The 541-nt window shown below is 59.7% G+C and carries 2 protein-coding genes; both read left to right on the plus strand.

Annotation, left to right across the window (positions count from 1 at the left end):
* Window positions 1-225: ABC transporter permease subunit (locus ACX3P1_RS28365; RefSeq protein ID WP_459083169.1), on the plus strand; the 225-nt coding region annotated here is incomplete at its 5' end.
* Window positions 226-254: 29 nt separating this feature from the next.
* Window positions 255-541 (plus strand): ATP-binding cassette domain-containing protein (locus ACX3P1_RS28370; RefSeq protein ID WP_459083171.1); only part of this gene is annotated, 287 nt, incomplete at its 3' end.

Below are 541 nucleotides of genomic sequence, written 5' to 3' on the forward strand. Positions count from 1 at the left end.
GTCATGATCACCCCGCCGATGGTCAACCAGATCATCATCCTCATCAAAGAATCCGCGGTGCTGTCCATCATCACCGTCGCCGAGCTGACCAAGAACACCACGCAGTTCGTCAACGAGACCTATGCGGTCATCGAACCTTATCTCGCCGCCGCCCTGCTCTACTGGCTGCTGGTCGAAGCAGTCGCGCAGCTTGGCAAATACGTTGAGCGCCGGGTGCGGTTCTAGGCCCGCCAACCACCAATTGGGAACAAACGATGGCCACTGAAACCACCGAGCCCGTCATCAAGATACGGAACCTCACCAAGGATTTCGGCACATTCGCTGCCCTGTCCGGTATCTCACTCGACATCAACCTCTCAGAGGTCGTCTGCATCATCGGCCCCTCGGGATCGGGCAAGAGCACCCTATTGCGCTGCGCCAGCTTCCTCGAGGAATATACGAGCGGCGAGATCGAGATCGAGGGCCGACTGCTCGGCTACAAGCGCGGCTCCGAGGGGCTGGTGCGCGAGAGCGAACAGAACATCGACGCGGTACGCCGCAA

It is taken from the genome of Mesorhizobium sp. A623 (assembly GCF_054489405.1).